General features: G+C 66.3%; 17 protein-coding genes. 3 read left to right on the top strand and 14 right to left on the bottom strand.

The window, feature by feature from the left end; all coding sequences use genetic code 11:
• Position 1: 1 nt before the first annotated feature.
• The 9 genes from pstA to MTBSS4_RS07315 all read right to left on the bottom strand — a co-directional run bounded on the left by pstA (position 2) and on the right by MTBSS4_RS07315 (position 9,389).
• Positions 2-1,315, bottom strand: coding sequence for a phosphate ABC transporter permease PstA (gene pstA / locus MTBSS4_RS07355; protein WP_254432431.1), 1,314 nt, complete (start codon positions 1,313-1,315; stop codon positions 2-4).
• The gene (gene pstC / locus MTBSS4_RS07350; protein ID WP_173982754.1) at positions 1,308-2,684 is read right to left on the bottom strand and encodes a phosphate ABC transporter permease subunit PstC; all 1,377 of its coding nucleotides are present in this window, start codon (positions 2,682-2,684) and stop codon (positions 1,308-1,310) included. Before pstC ends, pstA begins: the two co-directional genes overlap by 8 nt.
• A gap of 84 nt (positions 2,685-2,768) precedes the next feature.
• Positions 2,769-3,800: a PstS family phosphate ABC transporter substrate-binding protein gene (locus tag MTBSS4_RS07345; RefSeq protein WP_173982753.1), complete on the bottom strand. Its 1,032-nt coding sequence runs from the start codon at positions 3,798-3,800 to the stop codon at positions 2,769-2,771.
• A 174-nt stretch (positions 3,801-3,974) separates the two neighbouring features.
• Positions 3,975-4,235, bottom strand: coding sequence for a hypothetical protein (locus tag MTBSS4_RS07340; protein ID WP_173982752.1), 261 nt, complete (start codon positions 4,233-4,235; stop codon positions 3,975-3,977).
• A complete protein-coding gene (locus MTBSS4_RS07335) occupies positions 4,211-4,678 on the bottom strand; it encodes a hydrogenase maturation protease (protein ID WP_173982751.1) in 468 nt (155 codons plus the stop codon). The genes MTBSS4_RS07340 and MTBSS4_RS07335 overlap by 25 nt, the downstream gene beginning before the upstream one ends.
• Complete coding sequence (locus tag MTBSS4_RS07330; protein ID WP_173982750.1) at positions 4,675-6,174, bottom strand: Ni/Fe hydrogenase subunit alpha; 1,500 nt, start codon at positions 6,172-6,174, stop codon at positions 4,675-4,677. The genes MTBSS4_RS07335 and MTBSS4_RS07330 overlap by 4 nt, the downstream gene beginning before the upstream one ends.
• Positions 6,175-6,193: 19 nt before the next feature.
• A complete protein-coding gene (locus tag MTBSS4_RS07325; RefSeq protein ID WP_173982749.1) occupies positions 6,194-6,748 on the bottom strand; it encodes an NADP oxidoreductase in 555 nt (184 codons plus the stop codon).
• A complete protein-coding gene (locus MTBSS4_RS07320) occupies positions 6,748-7,527 on the bottom strand; it encodes a 2Fe-2S iron-sulfur cluster-binding protein (protein WP_173982748.1) in 780 nt (259 codons plus the stop codon). The genes MTBSS4_RS07325 and MTBSS4_RS07320 overlap by 1 nt, the downstream gene beginning before the upstream one ends.
• Positions 7,524-9,389, bottom strand: coding sequence for an NAD(P)H-dependent oxidoreductase subunit E (locus MTBSS4_RS07315; protein WP_173982747.1), 1,866 nt, complete (start codon positions 9,387-9,389; stop codon positions 7,524-7,526). The genes MTBSS4_RS07320 and MTBSS4_RS07315 overlap by 4 nt, the downstream gene beginning before the upstream one ends.
• Before the next feature lie 249 nt (positions 9,390-9,638).
• On the opposite strand from MTBSS4_RS07315, the gene MTBSS4_RS07310 reads away from it, so the two are divergent.
• Together MTBSS4_RS07310 and MTBSS4_RS07305 are read left to right on the top strand one after the other, a co-directional pair.
• Positions 9,639-10,142 carry a GNAT family N-acetyltransferase gene (locus MTBSS4_RS07310; protein WP_173982746.1) on the top strand — a complete coding sequence of 168 codons (504 nt, stop codon included), beginning with the start codon at positions 9,639-9,641 and terminating at the stop codon, positions 10,140-10,142.
• Entirely contained in the window at positions 10,142-10,552 is a 411-nt protein-coding gene (locus MTBSS4_RS07305; RefSeq protein WP_173982745.1) for an Rrf2 family transcriptional regulator, read from the top strand. The genes MTBSS4_RS07310 and MTBSS4_RS07305 overlap by 1 nt, the downstream gene beginning before the upstream one ends.
• A 9-nt stretch (positions 10,553-10,561) precedes the next feature.
• Here the strand turns inward: MTBSS4_RS07305 and MTBSS4_RS07300 are convergent, their stop codons facing one another.
• From MTBSS4_RS07300 to MTBSS4_RS07285, 4 genes are read right to left on the bottom strand one after another with little or no spacing between them, the layout of a single operon-like run.
• The gene (locus tag MTBSS4_RS07300; protein ID WP_173982744.1) at positions 10,562-11,863 is read right to left on the bottom strand and encodes an ABC transporter substrate-binding protein; all 1,302 of its coding nucleotides are present in this window, start codon (positions 11,861-11,863) and stop codon (positions 10,562-10,564) included.
• 42 nt (positions 11,864-11,905) lie between these two features.
• A complete protein-coding gene (locus tag MTBSS4_RS07295; protein ID WP_173982743.1) occupies positions 11,906-12,226 on the bottom strand; it encodes a HigA family addiction module antitoxin in 321 nt (106 codons plus the stop codon).
• Entirely contained in the window at positions 12,198-12,476 is a 279-nt protein-coding gene (locus MTBSS4_RS07290; RefSeq protein WP_173982742.1) for a type II toxin-antitoxin system RelE/ParE family toxin, read from the bottom strand. Before MTBSS4_RS07290 ends, MTBSS4_RS07295 begins: the two co-directional genes overlap by 29 nt.
• 46 nt (positions 12,477-12,522) lie before the next feature.
• Entirely contained in the window at positions 12,523-14,889 is a 2,367-nt protein-coding gene (locus MTBSS4_RS07285) for a Tex family protein (protein WP_173982741.1), read from the bottom strand.
• Positions 14,890-15,010: 121 nt separating this feature from the next.
• Between MTBSS4_RS07285 and MTBSS4_RS07280 the strand changes: the two genes are divergently transcribed.
• Positions 15,011-15,919 (top strand): dienelactone hydrolase family protein, encoded by a 909-nt coding sequence (locus MTBSS4_RS07280; RefSeq protein ID WP_173982740.1) that lies wholly within the window; start codon positions 15,011-15,013, stop codon positions 15,917-15,919.
• Between the two features lie 20 nt (positions 15,920-15,939).
• On the opposite strand, the gene MTBSS4_RS07275 is transcribed toward MTBSS4_RS07280, so the two are convergent.
• A complete protein-coding gene (locus tag MTBSS4_RS07275) occupies positions 15,940-16,311 on the bottom strand; it encodes a Prostatic spermine-binding protein precursor (protein ID WP_173982739.1) in 372 nt (123 codons plus the stop codon).
• Positions 16,312-16,329 lie beyond the last annotated feature (18 nt).

Genomic DNA, 16,329 nt, shown 5'->3' with positions numbered 1-16,329 from the left:
GCTACCACCGGTGTTCGAATTTCTTGCGGAGCCAGATGGCCCCCAGATTCATCACCGCCAGAAAGACCAGCAGCACGATGATCGCCGCCGAGGTGCGCTCGACGAAGGCGCGTTCGGGAGAATCGGCCCACAGATAGACCTGCACCGGCAGCACCGCCGACGGATCGAGCGGAGAGGCGGGAATGTCGACGATGAAGGCGACCATGCCGATCATCAACAGCGGCGCGGTCTCGCCCAGGGCGTGGGCCATGCCGAGGATGGTGCCGGTCAGGATTCCGGGCATGGCCAGCGGCAGGACATGGTCGGTGACCACCTGGAGCCTGGAGGCGCCCAGCCCGGTCGCGGCCTCGCGGATCGAGGGCGGCACCGCCTTCAGGGCGGCACGGCCGGCGATGATGATGGTGGGCAGGCAGATCAGCGCCAGCACCAGGCCGCCCACCAGCGGCGCCGAGCGCGGCATGCCGAAGAAATTCAGGAATACCGCCAGCCCCAGCAGGCCGAACACCACCGACGGCACCGCCGCCAGATTGTTGATGTTGACCTCGATCAGGTGGGTCCAGCGGTTCTTGGGCGCGAATTCCTCCAGGTAGACGGCGGTGGCGACGCCCAGGGGAAACGACACCAGCAAGGTGATGGCCAGCGAATAGATCGATCCCACCACCGCGCCCCAAAGCCCCGCCTGTTCCGGCTCGCGCGAATCGCCTGAACTGAACAGGATGGAGTTGAAACGCTTGACGACGGCGCCCTCGGCCTCCAGTTCCGCCAGCCAGCCCAACTGGCGATCGCTCAGGCGGTTGCCGTCGGCTCCCGGCTTGCGCGAGATATAGCCCTTCATGGCCATGTCGACATTATCGTCGGCCACCAGCCACAGGGTATGGGTGGTGCCGACGGCGCCCGGGTCGGCGGCCAGCAGACGGCGCAGGTCGGTGTCGGCGCCCGACGAGACCAGACCGGCCAGCTCGCGTTTTTCCACCCGGCCCTGCACCGACGGGAAACGTTTGTACAGCGCCTCCTTGACCACGCCCTGATAGTTGGCGGAGGCCAGGGCGTCCGCCGAACGCTGATCGCCGATGCCGAGGGTCTCGGCGTCCAGGGTGACGTCCAGACGGACATAGGTCTGCGAGAACGCCGACAATCCGTTACCCAGGATGGTGAACAGCAATATCGCCAGGAACCCCAGCGATACAACCACGGCAGCAAGTCCGGTCCGCCGGAAACGCCGTTCGGCGGCATGCCGGCGCTTCAGCCGGGCGGCGATGATCTGGACGGCGGGACGGGCGCTGGAGGCGGCGGCCATCTGGGCGGTGTCAGTCATATTTTTCCCGGTATTTGTTGACGATGGACAGGGCGATGGCGTTAAGCCCCAGGGTGATGACGAACAGCGCCAGCCCCAGGGCAAAGGCCGCCAGGGTCTTGGGGCTGTCGAATTCCTGGTCGCCCACCAGCAAGGTGACGATCTGGGTGGTGACGGTGGTCACCGCCTCCAGCGGATTGGCGGTCAGATTGGCGGCCAGCCCGGCGGCCATCACCACGATCATGGTCTCGCCGATGGCCCGGGACGCCGCCAGCAGGATGCTGCCGACGATGCCGGGCAGCGCCGCCGGCAGAACCACCTGCTTGATGGTCTCCGACTTGGTGGCGCCCAGGCCGTAGGCGCCTTCCCGCAGGGATCGCGGCACGGCGGTGATGACGTCGTCGGACAGCGACGAAACGAAGGGGATGATCATGATCCCCATCACCAGGCCGGCGGCCAGGGCGCTTTCGGACGCGACCGAAAGGCCCAGCATGGCGCCGGCGTCGCGCACGAACGGGGCGACGGTCAGCGCCGCGAAAAAGCCGTAGACCACGGTGGGAATGCCGGCCAGCACCTCCAGCAGCGGCTTGACCACCGAACGGAAGCGCGGCTGGGCGTATTCGGCCATGTAGACGGCCGCCAGCAATCCCAACGGAACCGCCACCACCATGGCGATGCCGGCGATCAGCAAGGTGCCGGCGAACAGCGGCACCGCGCCGAAGGCGCCCGAACTGCCGACCTGATCGGCGCGCATGGCGATCTGGGGGCTCCACGAGGTGCCGAACAGAAACTCGGTCACCGGAACGAACTGAAAGAAGCGCAGGGTTTCGAACAGCAGCGACAAGACGATGCCGATGGTGGTGAAGATCGCCACCGTCGACGACGCCACCAGGAACACCGCCACCACCCGCTCGACCCGGTTGCGGGCACGCATGTCGGGGCTGACGCGCCGGCGGGCGAAGACGACGCCGGCCATGGCCAGCGCCAGCGCCAGCGACCCGACCGCCATGAACATGGTCTGGCGCAGGCCGGCATAATGGCGGGCGGCATCGGCCACCACGTCGGAGGTGGCGGCATGGCCGTGACGGGCGACGTTGCGGATTTCGTTGTAGAACAGCGCCAGACGCTCGGCCGGCTGGTCCGCCATTTCCGCGGGCAGGGCGTTGGTGACCAGCAGGCGCAGCAGGGTCGGCTCCAGCACCAGCCATGCGGTGATCACCAGCAGGGCGGGCAGGCCGCACCACAGGGCGACGAAATGGCCGTGATAGCGCGGCAGGGAATGGAGCAGGCGGGGGTTGCCCCCGGCGACGGCCAGGGCACGGCGCTGTCCGCTGGCGTAACCGAAGACCACGAGGAGGGCCAGGGCGGCGGTCAGAATGAGAAGCTGCATGAAATCCGTGGGGATCAGCGGGGAAAAGGCACGAGCAAGGGCGGCCATCGTCCGGACGGACGATGGCCGCCCCGCCGGAGAGGATTACATCTTCAGGTTTTCAAGGCCATTGATTTTGGCGGCCCAGTCCTTGCGCTCGGCGTCGACCATGGGGATCAGCCCCTTGTCGCCGAGATAGCCGGACTTGCCCCAGGCCTTTTCCGAGGTGTACTCGGCCAGGAACTCCTTCACGCCGGGGATCTGGCCCACATGGGCCTTCTTGGCGTAGACGAACAGCGGGCGCGACACCGGGTACTTGCCCGAGGCGACGGTCTCGAAGCTGGGAGCCACGCCATCGATCAGGCTGCCCTGGATCTTGTCGGAATTCTGGTCGAGGAAGCTGTAGCCGAACACGCCGAAGGCATTCGGGTTGGCGTCCAGCTTCTGGACGATCAGATTGTCGTTCTCGCCGGCTTCAACATAGGCGCCGTCCTCGCGGACGGTCATGCAGGCCTTGGCATGGGCCTTCTCGTCGAGCTTCAGCCCCGTCAGGGCGGCATTCTTCTTGCAGCCGCCCTCCATCACCATCTCGGCGAAGGAGTCACGGGTGCCGGAGGTCGGCGGCGGTCCCAGCACCTCGATCTTCGTCGACGGCAGGGACGGGTCGACCTGATTCCATGTGGTGTAGGGATTGGGTACCAGCTTGCCGCCCTGGACGATGTCCTTGGCCAGGGCCAGGTACACCTGCTCGCGGGTGATGGTGATCACCTTGCCCTTCTTGGAATTGGCGAGCACGATGCCGTCATAGCCGACCTTCATCTCGACGATGTCGGCGACGCCGTTCTTGGCGCACATCTCGACCTCGGACGACTTGATCCGGCGCGAAGCGTTGGTCAGGTCGGGATGTTCCGGGCCGATGCCGGCGCAGAACAGCTTCATGCCGCCGCCGGTGCCGGTGCTTTCCACCACCGGGGTCTTGAACTTGCCGGTCTTGCCGAACTGCTCGGCCACCGCGGTGGTGAACGGGTAGACGGTGGACGAACCGACGATGCGGAGCTGGTCGCGGGCCTGGGCGGCGCCGGCGACGGTGGTGGCGGCAACCGCGATGGCGGCGACGGTCAAGGTCTTCCTGAGCATGAAACCTCCGATGGAGCAGGCCAAAGTCATTCCTGTATGGCGACACCATAACGGCCCCCGGTTACATCTCCGTGGCGGTTTGATGAAGCTTTTGTTACAGCGACGCCGGCCCAGGAAAATCGGATAAAGGATTCATGCGGTGATGACGCTTGCGAGGATCTCGCCGGACCACCGTCACCCGCTGTCGCAGCCGGTGCCGGCGGCAATCCAGCGGGCCACCAGCGGCCGCAGGAGACGCGGCGCCCGGATCAGCAGGCCGCAGCGATGGATTTCCCCATCCTCGCCCCCGATCAGGGACGGACAGGGTCCGCGACGCCGGCGGTGAACCACGATCGCCAGCGGACAGCATTCCTCGAGGCAGCAGACCCCGCATCCGTTGCAGGGGGCGCCAAAGGCGGGCCGGGCGGGCGTCACCGGCGGCCGGCTTCCAGCCACGCCGCGGTCCAGTCCACCGCCGCCTCCAGATTGGCGGCGGCGGCCCGGCCAAGCGGCGTTCCCAGATCGAACGCTTCGCCGGCGATGGCCAGCAACCAGCAGGGTGGCGGCGGAACCGCCCTCATCGTCTCGTACACATGCATCACGCCCTGGGGCGACAGGGCGTGGGTGGTGAAGCTGGAATCGCGGGCGGGCTCCAACCGCCCGGCCCGAAACGGCGACTGGTCCGGCCGGGCCGAGGCGTCGACGAACAGCACCCGCGTCCGCCCGTCCAGGTCGAGGGCGTGTTCCACCTGAAGCTGGAAATCGGTCAGCAGGTCCACCGCCCCCCATTCGGGATGATGGGGCAGCAGCGCCTCGATCCGGTCCAGCAGCAGCGGCCCCAGGGCGTCGTCTCCCCGACTGGGATTGCCCCAGCCGAAGATCAGGGTGGGCGCGGTCACGCCAGGGACTGCCTGACCCCGCCCGTTTCATCCTTGACCATGCGGTCCACCAGGATGCCGGCCGCATCCAGCAATTCAACCTCCAGCGGCATCTTGCCCAAGGCGTGGGTGGCGCAGGACAGGCAGGGATCGAAGCAGCGGATGGCCACCTCGATGTGGTTCAGCAGCCCCTCGGTCAGCTCGCGGCCGTCGAGATAGTGCCGGGCCACGTCGCGCACCGCCACGTTCATGGCGGTATTGTTGTTGGTGGTCGACACGATCAGGTTGGCATAGGTCACCAGATCGTCGTCATCGACGCGGTAATGGTGGAACAAGGTGCCGCGCGGAGCCTCGATGACGCCGATGCCCTCGTAACCGCGCGGACCGCCGGTCATGATGTCGGCCCCGGTGATGTCGGGGTCCAGCAGCAGCGTCTTTATGGTCTCGGCGGCGCACAGCATCTCGATCATCCGCGCCCAGTGGAAGCCGAGCGAGCCATGCATGGGCTTGCCGTTGCCATGGGCGACGAATTCCAGCCGCTCCTTCTCGGCCTGGGGCGTCGGGATGCGGTCGCAATTCTGGATGCGGGCCAGCGGTCCCACCTTGTACCAGCCCTTCTCGTCGCCGAGCGCGGTGATGTAGGGGAACTTCATGTAGCTCCACGGCTTGACGCCCTCGGTCAGCAAGGTGTGATAGCCCTGGTAGCTGACCTGGTCGAACATCACCTCGCCGGCCGCATCCCGCGCACGAAGCGCGCCATGGTAGAAATCCAGGTCGCCGCTGGGGTCGACCAGGCTCATCATGGTCGATTCCACCTCGCCGAACCTGTCGTAAAGCCCCGGATTGGCGCGGTGCAGCTGCTTGATGATGCGGACCGCGTCGACGCTCCACGCCACCATCTGGTCGGCGTCCTTCAGCAGATAGTCGCGTTCCTCGGGGGTGAGCGGCTTGTTGACGCCGCCGGGCACCGAACCGGTGCCGTGGACCCGCTTGCCCGAGGTGACGCGGATCACCTCCTGGCCGAACTTCCGGAGCAGGACGCCCTTCTTGGCCACGTCGGGATTGGCGGCCGCGACCCCGACGATGTTGCGCTGGGCCACGTCGGAATCAAAGCCGAACAGCAGGTCGGGCGAGGACAGATGAAAGAAGTGCAGCGCGTGGCTTTGCAGCATCTGGCCGTAATGCATCAGCCGGCGGATCTTTTCCGCGGTCGGCGTCAGTTGCGCCGCCCCGACGATCATGTCCATGGCCTTCGAGGCGGCGAGATGGTGCGACACCGGGCAGATGCCGCACAGGCGCTGCACCAGCACCGGCACCTCCCAATAGGGGCGGCCCTCGATGAATTTCTCGAAGCCGCGGAATTCGACGATGTGCAGGCGCACCTGATGCACCTTGTTGTCGTCGTCGAGCAGGATGGTGACCTTGCCGTGGCCCTCGACGCGCGACACCGGCTCGATGACGATGCGCCTCAGCGCCTCGGGGTTCCTGGCGGTCTCTAATTCGAACTGATGCATCATGACGAAGGGGTCCTTGCGTTCAGTCGTAGTGGATCAGGCCGTGGCCCAAGGTGGGCGTGCGGCCGGCCAGGAGGTCGGTGAGGAACGTCCAGATGGCGTCGCCGCTGGGCGGGCAGCCCGGCAGGAAGTAGTCGATCTTGACCACCTCGTGCAGCGGATGCACCTCGTTCAGCAGCAGCGGAATCTCGGGATCGTTGGGAACGTGGACGCCGCGTCCCGGCTGGGCGTAGACGGCGGCCAGGATGTCCCTGATATCCAGGCTGTTGCGCTGGGCGGGCAGGCCGCCATTGATGGCGCAGGCCCCCATGGCGATCAGGATCTTGCAGTTCTTGCGGAACTCGTGCAGCACATGGACGTTCTCGGCGTTGCAGACACCGCCCTCGATGACGCCGATGTCGCAATCGGGGCTGCAATGCTTGATGTCGGTGATGGGCGAGCGGTCGAACTCGACCAGTTCCACCAGATCGAGGATGCGTTCGTCGATGTCGAGGAACGACATGTGGCAACCGAAGCAGCCGGCCAGCGAGGTGGTGGCCACCTTCAGCTTGCGCCTGACGGGGGTGGCGGCATTCATCAGACCTGCTCCTTCACCGGTGCGTATTGCACGGGATTGTCGCTGATGGGGGCCCTGTCAAAGCGCCGCTGGCCGTAGGGCACCTCGAAGCCGTGGCGCTTGTGCAAGATCACGCCGACCGGACAGACATTGGCGGCCTTGTCGGTGGCGGCGATGTTGGTGTCGCCCAGCAGGCCGCTTTCCGAGTTGCAGATCAGGTGCTTGGTGTTGCCGCGCCCCGACAGCGAGAAGACGTTCTTCTTGTCCACCTCGGCGCTGGCCCGGACGCACAATTCGCACAGGATGCAGCGGTTGAAGTCCAGCAGGATGTCGGGGTGGCTGGCGTCCACCTCGCGCTTCGAGAAGTATTGCGGGAAATGCGGGCTCATCACCCCCAGGTCGTATCCAAGCCCCTGGAGCATGCATTTGCCGCTCTTTTCGCAGGACGGACAGTAGTGGTTGCCCTCGACCAGCAGCATCTGCACCAGGGTGCGGCGCAGGTCCAGCAGCTCCGGGGTCTCGCTCTCCACATGCTGGCCGTCCTGGGCCGGCGTGGTGCACGACGCGGCGGCGCGGCCGGGAATCTTGACGGTCTGGCCGTCCTCTGTGGTGATGGTGCGCGAATCGATGCGCACCGTGCACAGCTTGCACGATCCATGCGGCTTGAATTCCGGGTGGTAGCAGAGATGCGGAATGTACTTTCCCGCGCTCAGTGCCGCCTGGATGATGGTCTGGCCGTCCTCGAACGGGATTTCCTCGTCGTCGAGAAAGAAGCTCTTGCCGTCCTGTCCGTTGCTCATGCCGGGTCCCCCGCCTTGGTGCCGATGCCGGATTTCGACTTGCGATGCGCGATGTGGAAGTGGGCGCCGGGATCGTCGCGCCCCGTCACCTCCCGCATTTTGGACAAGGCCTTGTCCAGGTCGAAGGCCGGTTCGAAGTCATGGACGTTCAGCCGCAATTCATAGCTGGGGCGGAACTTCTGCAAGGTATCGGCGACGCAATTGCCGGCGGTCTGGCCCAGGCCGCAATGGCTGGCGGTCTTCAGCGTGCGGATGATTCGCCAGATGTCGTTGATGTCGTACTCGCCGCCGTGGCCGTCGTTGATCTTGTCCATGGCGTTCTTCAGCAGCGTGGTGCCGACCCGGCACGGCGTGCAGAAGCCGCAGCTTTCATCGACGAAGAAGTGGGCGAAGTTGCGCGCCACCGCGAACATGTCCCTGGAATTGTCGAAGATCATGAACGAACCGCCGGTGGGAATGTCCTCGAAGGCGATGCGGCGCTTGAACTCGGCCGGAGCGACGCACAGGCCCGAGGCGCCGGCGATCTGGCACGCCTGGGTGTCCCTGGCGCCGCAATCGGCCAGTACCTGCTCGACCTTCACGCCATAGGGATATTCGTAGATGCCGGGACGGGCGCAATCGCCCGACACCGACAGCAGCTTGGTTCCCGACGACTTGGCGGTGCCGATGGCCTTGTACCAGGCGGCGCCCCTGACGGCGATCAGCGCCGCCGAGGCCAGGGTCTCGACATTGTTGACGGCGGTGGGCTGGCCGAGGAAGCCGTTGGTCACCGGGAAGGGCGGGCGCTTGCGCGGCACGCCGCGCTTGCCCTCCAGGCTTTCCAGCAGCGCGGTCTCCTCGCCGCAGACATAGGCGCCGGCCCCCATGTGGATCTCGATGTCGAAGTCGAAGCCGATCCGGCCAAGGATGCTCTTGCCCAGCAGATTGGCGGCGCGGCGGCGCTCCAGCGCCGCGTTCAGCGGCTCCAGCAGGTAGCGGTACTCGCCGCGCAGATAGACCAGACCCTTGCGGGCGCCGACGACGTAGCCGGCGACGGTCATGCCCTCGAACACCAGATCGGCGCACGACGACAGCAGCACCCGGTCCTTGAAGGTGCCGGGCTCGCCCTCGTCGGCGTTGCAGACCACGTAATGGGCGGGATTGGCGCCGCTGCCCACCGCGTTGCGGCAGAACTCCCATTTCTGGCCGGTGGAAAAGCCGGCGCCGCCGCGTCCGCGCAGGCCGGACGCCTTGATGGCGTCGAGCGTCTCCTGGGGGCTCCGCAGCGCCCGCAGGGCGTCGCCGGGGGCCAGACCGCCGTCGAGCAGGGCATCCCTGCGGCGGATATTGTCCTCCACCGCGAAGAACTCGGCCGGCCAGTCGTCCAGCGGTATCTTGCGGCGGATCAGGTCGACGATCTGGTCGACCCGCTCGGCGGTCATGCGGGTGACGGGACGATAATTGACCAGCAGGGCCGGGCCCTGGTCGCACATGCCGGTGCACGAGGTGGTGTCGACGCTGACCAACTGGTCCTCGGACACCTGGCCGGGCTTCAGCCACAGCTTCTTGCACATGCGGGCCATCAGGTCGGAACTGCCCAGCATGCGGTCGGTGATGTTGTCGCTCCACAGGACCCGGTAGCGGCCCAGCGGTTCGGTGTGGAAGAAGTGGTAGAACCCGGCCACGCCCTCGACCCGGGCCCGGGGCAGTCCGGTTCCGTCGGCGATGGCGGTCAGGGTGGCGGGCGACAGCCAGCCCAGTTCTTCCTGAACCTCCCGCAAAATCTGCATCAGGCGGACGGCGTCGCCGCCATGGCGGACAAGCACCGCCTCGATGACCGCCCTGTCCCCGGCTGTCGCGCCGTTGGAACTTGCATTCGGCATTCGGTTTCTCCCCACCAGGCTTGTCCGCGCCCGGCGCCATCGGGAGCGGGAACCGCGCAACCACTGCCGTTCCCAATCCCCCAGGTCGCGCAGGGTTATCCGATGCTACACCCGATGCCGCAATGCGCCAACCCCTCCCTGCCCCTTTTGACATCACCGGCGGGGCTCCGGAAAACATGCCGGAAGAATTGCAGTTGTATTCAAGTCATTAGTGCTCTAGAAAGACTCAATCAGGGAGAGCCGCACCGAATGGCAAATTCTCAATTGAAGCAACCTGAAAAGAAATGCACTGTCCGGCTTGCCAGAGAGGCCGACATTTCGCAAGTGATTGCCATTGACGCAGAAAACACAGGCCTTTCCAAGGATGAGTATTGGAAAGACTTGTATGAGCGCTATAATAGACGCCCCAGCGACGCCGACGAAGATGCTCCTTTGAAATCAGTAAATCGGTACCGATTTTTCTTGGTCGCCTGCGACGGCGACTCGGTTCTCGGTTTCATCATCGGCGAAGTCCGGGCATGGGAATTTGGCTCGCCGCCCTGCGGCTGGGTGTTCGCCATCGGCGTTCACAACCATCTGCGCCAGGGCGGCGTCGGCAACACGCTGTTCGACGCTCTCTGCGATCGTTTCCGCAAGGCCGGGGTCTACAAGGTGCGCACCATGCTGGCCCGCGACCACACCTTGATCATGAGCTTCTTCCGAAGCCAGGGAATGATGGCCGGCCCCTTCATCGAGCTTGAGAAGGAGCTTTGATGAAACTGCAAAAAGCCACCCGTTGCGCCCTGTTCGCGATTCTCGAACTGGCCGCCGGTCAGGACCGTCAATTGTCGGCCAACGAAATCGCCGAGAAATACGGCATATCCACCAACCATCTCGCCAAGGTACTCCGGTCGCTGGGCCGGGTCGGACTGGTCGAGGCGGTGCGCGGGGCCGGCGGCGGCTATCGCTTTTCCGGCAACCGGCGGCGCACCACGCTTTTGGACATCATCCAGCTGTTCGAGACCATCGACCCCATCCGCAACGGCGAACGGGAAGATGGCGACAACACCTCCGAGGGCAAGGCGCTGTGCCAGGTGCTGATGGAAATCGAGGACACCGCCAGGGCCACCTTCGCGTCCATCACCCTGGACACCATGATCAAGATGGTGGAACGCGGCCGCTGAGCCGGGTTCCTATTGCGGCGGCGTCTTCGGGGGCGGCTTTCTGGGCGGCGCCTGAACCGGCTTGGGCGCGGTGGCGGCCCCGGGCTTTGCCGTCGCCGCCTCGTCGCCCCAATGCATGGGACAATGCGCCGCGTCGCGGCCGCGCCATTCCCTGGCCAACACGCCGCGCGTCTCCTCGGTCAGGCGTCCCTTGGCATCGCGGGCCACCCGACGCAGATAGAGGTTGATCACCGGCGCATGGTTGGTCTCGAAGCGGAACCCGCCCCGCACCGAGGCGAATTCCGCCCGCCGCAGGGCGTTGCGCACGGCCTCGCGATCAGAGGTCCGGCCGGCGGTGACCTTCATGGCCGCCTCCAGCAGCAAGGCGGAATCGTAACCCTGCGCCACCCACGAGGTGGCGGGGCGGCCGTATTCCAGCTCGAAATCGCTGATCATGCGTTTGTTGAGCGGCGAATCCAGGTCGGGACTCCACGGCGCCACGTTGAGCAGGTCCAGCCCCTGGTCGTCCATGGCGGTCAGGTGGGGCCGCTCGAAATTGCTCCAAACGCCCAGCAGCGGAATGTCGGCCTTGAGGCCGGCGGCTGCGTAATCGCGCACCAGCGCCAGCCCCATGCCGCCGCTCAGCAAGGTATAGACCGCGTCGGGGGCAAGCTCGCGGATGCGCCTGATTTCCGGCGCGAAGGTGGCCGCGCCGTGGCGGGCCTTCAAGACCGTGACATCCTCGCCACCCCAGGTCCGGCGCAGCGCCGCCACCGCCATGTCGGTCTGGCGGGTGTCGTGGCCGATCACCACCAGCCGGCGGTATTTCTCGTTGGCGAAATGCATCCCTGCCGCCTCGCTGACGGCGTCGGGCGGAGTTCCCAGCCCGAACAGGGAGGCCGAGCACCGAGCACCGAACAGACCATCGGGATAGGCGTCGAGATTGAGGATGAAGGTGCGGGACTCGTTCAGCGGCTTGACGATGGCCGCCATGGAGGCCTGCGACACCGCCGTCAGGATGAAGTCCACCTTCTCGCGTTCCAGCAGACGGCGGGTGACCTGCATCGCCACGTCCGGGGAACCGCGGTCGTCCACCGGCACCACCCGGACCTCCTGATTGGCGAACCGCCCGCCCATCTGGCGCAGCGCCGTGGTGAAGCCGTCCAGGGAATCCTGGCCGGCCATGGCCCCCGGCCCGCTGAGGGTGGCGATGACGCCGACCACGATGGTCGGATTGCCCGCCGCCGTGCTGGCCGGCAAGGCCCGGGCCGTCTGGACGGTCAGCAGGACCAGCAGCAAGGCGACGGCGAGGCGTGTCCGAACAGAGGTCATTCGATTCCCGACCGGTGTCATCGTGTTCCCTGGCATTTCCGGTCAGGCCGCATGCGGCCTGACCACGGCGGCAATATGCTCACCCTCCCTGGCCTGGGTCGTGGCAAGATCGTAGGCCGCCTGCAAATTGAGCCACAGCCGGGCCGACGTCCCGAAATAGGCCGCCAGACGCAATGCGGTATCGGCCGTCACCGAACGCTTGGCTGCGACGATTTCCGCCATCCGGCTTTGCGGGACGTCGAGGGCACGCGACAATGCCGCGACCGATATTCCGATCTCTCCCAGTTCCTCCATCAGGACTTCACCTGGATGCAGAGGAGGCAGCACGACGGCGTCAATGGTAATCGGCGATTTCGACGTCATGGGCATCTCCCTCGTGGAAGGTGAAGCATATCCGCCACTGGTCGTTGATGCGGATGCTGTATTGGCCGTCCCGGTCACCGTGCAGGGCCTCGAAGCGATTGGACGGCAATCTCATCAGGTCCTCAAGACACGTCGCTTCATTGAGGATGGCCACCCGCCGCTGTGCCTGCCGCTCGAACGCCTGGAACTCGGGAACGCGGTGCCCCTGAAGGAATCTGGCGCTGCGCTTGTCGGCCGCTGACTTGATCATACGCGGATCATAACCCGAGAAAAGCTATCCGCAAAGCAGATAGGAATTATCCCTTACCCCGCGCCTTGGCGAAGGCGGCGGCCAGGGCGCCGCCGCCGCCGTCGGACGCCGCCGCCGGCGAAGTCCTGGGGGCGTCGCGGCGGGATTGATCGCGGCGGGGTTGATCACGCGGGGCTTCCTCCTTGCGGGCCGAAGCCGGCTGCTCGTCGAGACGCATGGACAGCGCGATGCGCTTTCGCTTGATATCGACCTCCAGCACCTTGACCTTGACCAGATCGCCGGGCTTGGCGACCTCGTGCGGGTCCTTGACGAAGCGGTTGGCCATCACCGAGATGTGGACCAGCCCGTCCTGGTGGACGCCGATATCGACGAAGGCGCCGAAATTGGTGACGTTGGTGACCACGCCTTCCAGCACCATGCCGGGCTGAAGATCGGCCAGGGTCTCGACCCCTTCCTTGAAGGTGGCTGTCTTGAATTCCGGGCGGGGATCGCGGCCGGGTTTTTCCAGCTCCTTCAGGATGTCCTTGACGGTGGGCTCGCCGAAGCGGTCGTCGACGAACTCGGCCGGATCGAGCGAGCGGACGAACAAGGCGTCTCCCACCAGGTCCCGGACCGGCTTGCCGGTGACCTTGACGATACGCTCGACCACCGGATAGGCCTCGGGATGCACCGCCGAGGCATCCAGTGGATTGCTTGCGCCCACCACACGCAGGAAGCCGGCCGCCTGTTCGAACGCCTTCGGCCCCAGGCGTTCCACCTGCTTCAGGGCCTCGCGCGAGGCGAACGGGCCGTTGCGGTCGCGGAAGTCCACCACGTTCCTGGCGACGGTGGGGCTGAGGCCGGCGACGCGGGCCAGCAGCGCCGCCGAGGCGGTGTTGACCTCGACGCCGACGGCGTTGACGCAATCCTCCACCACCGCGTCCAGTGAGCGGCCCAGCCGAGTCTGGTCGACATCATGCTGGTACTGCCCGACGCCGATGGCCTTGGGATCGATCTTGACCAGTTCGGCCAGCGGGTCCTGCAAGCGGCGGGCGATGGATACCGCGCCACGCAAGCTTACGTCGAGATCGGGGAATTCGAGGGCCGCCACTTCCGAGGCGGAATAGACCGAGGCGCCGGCCTCGCTGACCACCAGTTTTTCCAGCCCCAGTTCGGGATGGCGCTTGATGACGTCCATCACCAGCCGGTCGGTCTCACGCGATGCGGTGCCGTTGCCGATCGCCACCAGCCTGGCCGAATGCTTGCGGGCCAGATGGGCGATGGCGGCGACCGAGCCCTGCCAGTCGTTGCGCGGCTGGTGGGGATAGATGGTGGCGGTCTCCACCACCTTGCCGGTGGAATCGGTCACCGCCACCTTGACGCCGGTGCGGATGCCGGGGTCGAGCCCGATGCAGGCCCGCTGCCCGGCCGGAGCCGACAGCAGCAGGGCGCGCAGGTTGCGGGCGAAGACGGCGATGGCCTCGGCCTCGGCGGCATCCCTCAGCCGCCCCATCAATTCTAACTCCAAATGCAGATGAATCTTGATTCGCCACGCCCAGCGAACCGTTTCGGAAAGCCAAGGATCGGCGGGCCGCTTGCGGTCGTGAATACCGAAACGGCGGGCGATGCGGGCCTCGCACTCGCCGGGACCGGCGGAAACGCCGCCTTCGGGGCGAGCGGCCTCGTCGGGCGGCAGCAGTTTCAAGGCCAGAACATTTTCGTTGCGCCCCCGGAACAGGGCCAGGGCGCGATGGGACGGAATCGCCTTGATGGGCTCGCGGTAATCGAAATAGTCCGAGAACTTGGCGCCCTCCTCGGCCTTGCCGTCGGCGACGGCGGAGACCAGGACGCCGCCGTCCCACAACAGGTCGCGCAAGTTTCCCAGCAGTTCGGCGTCCTCGGCGAAGCGCTCCATCAGGATCTGGCGGGCGCCGTCCAGCGCCGCCTTGGCGTCGGCCACGCCCTTGCCGGCATCCACATAGGCGGCGGCGGCCTGCTCGGGCACCAGTCCGGGATCGGCCAGCAGAGCATCGGCCAGCGGCTCCAGCCCGGCCTCGCGGGCGATCTGGGCCTTGGTGCGGCGCTTCTGCTTGTAGGGAAGGTAGAGGTCCTCAAGCCGGGCCTTGGTGTCGGCGGCATTGATCTGGGCGGCCAGGTCGGGGGTCAGCTTGCCCTGCTCCTCGATGGATTTGAGGATGGCGGCGCGGCGGTCCTCCATCTCGCGCAGATAGCCCAGCCGCTCGTCCAGATTGCGCAGCTGGGTGTCGTCGAGACCGCCGGTGGCCTCCTTGCGGTAGCGGGCGATGAAGGGCACCGTGGCGCCCCCGTCCAGCATCTCGACGGTGGCGGCCACCTGGGCCTCGCGCACATTCAGGTCGCGGGCGAGGCGGGCGATGATCGAGGGAAGAACGGCGGAAGACGGGGAAGTGGACATGCGCTCTGCGGGGCTGTGAATGGGACAGCCCCGGTGTACCTCAACGGAAAGCAGGATGCCAGACCTGGAGCGTCGATGTAGGATCGTCCCGACCGTCGATGGAATTCGAAGAGGCGCGAGGATGACCGACCGGAGCCTACTGATCGCCATTCTCGCCATCCTCGCCTGGAGTTCCGCCGGCCTGGCGGCCGAGGCGGTTGACGCCGACGCCCTCAGGCGCTCGGCCATGCAGGCCCCCGACCTGATGTTTCCGGCCGCGCCGTCGCCGCTGTCGGAGACGACCCGGCCCGGCATGGGCATCTTCAAGCCCGACGGCCCCGGCCCGTTTCCGGCGCTGGTGCTGTTCCACCAATGCGCCGGCCTCGGCCAGAACGGCAAACGCCCCAACGCCTCCATGATCGACTGGGCGAGAAAGGCCGTGGCCAGGGGCTATGTCGCCCTGCTGATCGACGCCATGGGGCCGCGCGACATCGACACGGTGTGCTATGGCCCCAGGAACGGACTGGTCTTCGCCCGTGGCGTCAAGGACGCCTTCCAGGCGGCGGATCATCTGCGCCGCCTGGACTACGTCGACCGCGACCGGGTGGCGCTGGCCGGCTATTCCTGGGGCGCCATGGTGGGGCTGCTGGCCAGCAGCAAGGGATGGAGCGAGGTCCTGGGCGACGGCCGGCGCTTCCGGGCGGTGGTGTCCATGTATCCCGGCTGCTTCACCCTTCGCCCACCCAGATCACCGGCTTACGAGACCGCCCGCGACGACATCGACCGGCCGCTGCTGGTGCTGATGGGGGAACTGGACACCGAAACCCCGCCCGCCGACTGCCTGGCGCGGCTGGAACCGCTCAGGTCAGCCGGCGCGCCGGTGGAACTGCACCTCTATCCCGACGCCACCCATTGCTGGGATTGCCGGCAATTGGACGGACATTCCAGGACCGACGTGCGCGGCAACCGGGTCGACTATCGCTACAACGAGGAAGCAACGCGGGATGCCGAGGAACGGATGTTCGAATTCCTCGGCCGCGTCATGAAATAGCGGTCGGCCGATGTCCGGCGTCAATCGCGGTCCTTGCCGCGGCCCCGCCCCGGATTGTCTTCAAGGCCGCGGCCATCCCGGCGATGTTCGTAGGACTTTCCGGGGGCGTCGCCGCGATCGCGATAGCCCCGATCCTTGTCCTTGCGATCCCCGTCCTTGCGATCCTTGTCCTTGCGGTCCCTGTCCTTGCGATCCCCGTCCTTGCGGTCCCTGTCGCGGTCCCGATAATCCCGGTCACGGTCGGACGGCTTGACCGTCTTGTCGATGGTGTCCTTGGCGGCCTGCCCGGCCGCATCCTTCAGAACCGTCCCCAGGTCGGGACCATCGGCGGCCAGGGCGGGACCGCCCAGCAGCGGCGCCACGGAAACCATGGCCAGCAGAATTTTCCTCATGGACGCACCTTTCCTGAT

Origin of the sequence: Magnetospirillum sp. SS-4, assembly GCF_902729425.1 — a bacterium.
Lineage (GTDB): Bacteria > Pseudomonadota > Alphaproteobacteria > Rhodospirillales > Magnetospirillaceae > Phaeospirillum.
The sequence above is the reverse complement of the archived record's forward strand: the minus strand, read 5'-3'. Positions and strand labels throughout refer to the sequence as shown.

Excerpts from the sequence above, each read along its gene's own strand:
- pstA (WP_254432431.1), bottom strand. The coding sequence starts at position 1,315 with ATGACTGACACCGCCCAGATGGCCGCCGCCTCCAGCGCCCGTCCCGCC.
- pstC (WP_173982754.1), bottom strand. The coding sequence starts at position 2,684 with ATGCAGCTTCTCATTCTGACCGCCGCCCTGGCCCTCCTCGTGGTCTTC.
- MTBSS4_RS07345 (WP_173982753.1), bottom strand. The coding sequence starts at position 3,800 with ATGCTCAGGAAGACCTTGACCGTCGCCGCCATCGCGGTTGCCGCCACC.
- MTBSS4_RS07330 (WP_173982750.1), bottom strand. The coding sequence starts at position 6,174 with ATGATGCATCAGTTCGAATTAGAGACCGCCAGGAACCCCGAGGCGCTG.
- MTBSS4_RS07325 (WP_173982749.1), bottom strand. The coding sequence starts at position 6,748 with ATGAATGCCGCCACCCCCGTCAGGCGCAAGCTGAAGGTGGCCACCACC.
- MTBSS4_RS07320 (WP_173982748.1), bottom strand. The coding sequence starts at position 7,527 with ATGAGCAACGGACAGGACGGCAAGAGCTTCTTTCTCGACGACGAGGAA.
- MTBSS4_RS07315 (WP_173982747.1), bottom strand. The coding sequence starts at position 9,389 with ATGCCGAATGCAAGTTCCAACGGCGCGACAGCCGGGGACAGGGCGGTC.
- MTBSS4_RS07310 (WP_173982746.1), top strand. The coding sequence starts at position 9,639 with ATGGCAAATTCTCAATTGAAGCAACCTGAAAAGAAATGCACTGTCCGG.
- MTBSS4_RS07305 (WP_173982745.1), top strand. The coding sequence starts at position 10,142 with ATGAAACTGCAAAAAGCCACCCGTTGCGCCCTGTTCGCGATTCTCGAA.
- MTBSS4_RS07300 (WP_173982744.1), bottom strand. The coding sequence starts at position 11,863 with ATGACCTCTGTTCGGACACGCCTCGCCGTCGCCTTGCTGCTGGTCCTG.
- MTBSS4_RS07295 (WP_173982743.1), bottom strand. The coding sequence starts at position 12,226 with ATGACGTCGAAATCGCCGATTACCATTGACGCCGTCGTGCTGCCTCCT.
- MTBSS4_RS07290 (WP_173982742.1), bottom strand. The coding sequence starts at position 12,476 with ATGATCAAGTCAGCGGCCGACAAGCGCAGCGCCAGATTCCTTCAGGGG.
- MTBSS4_RS07285 (WP_173982741.1), bottom strand. The coding sequence starts at position 14,889 with ATGTCCACTTCCCCGTCTTCCGCCGTTCTTCCCTCGATCATCGCCCGC.
- MTBSS4_RS07280 (WP_173982740.1), top strand. The coding sequence starts at position 15,011 with ATGACCGACCGGAGCCTACTGATCGCCATTCTCGCCATCCTCGCCTGG.
- MTBSS4_RS07275 (WP_173982739.1), bottom strand. The coding sequence starts at position 16,311 with ATGAGGAAAATTCTGCTGGCCATGGTTTCCGTGGCGCCGCTGCTGGGC.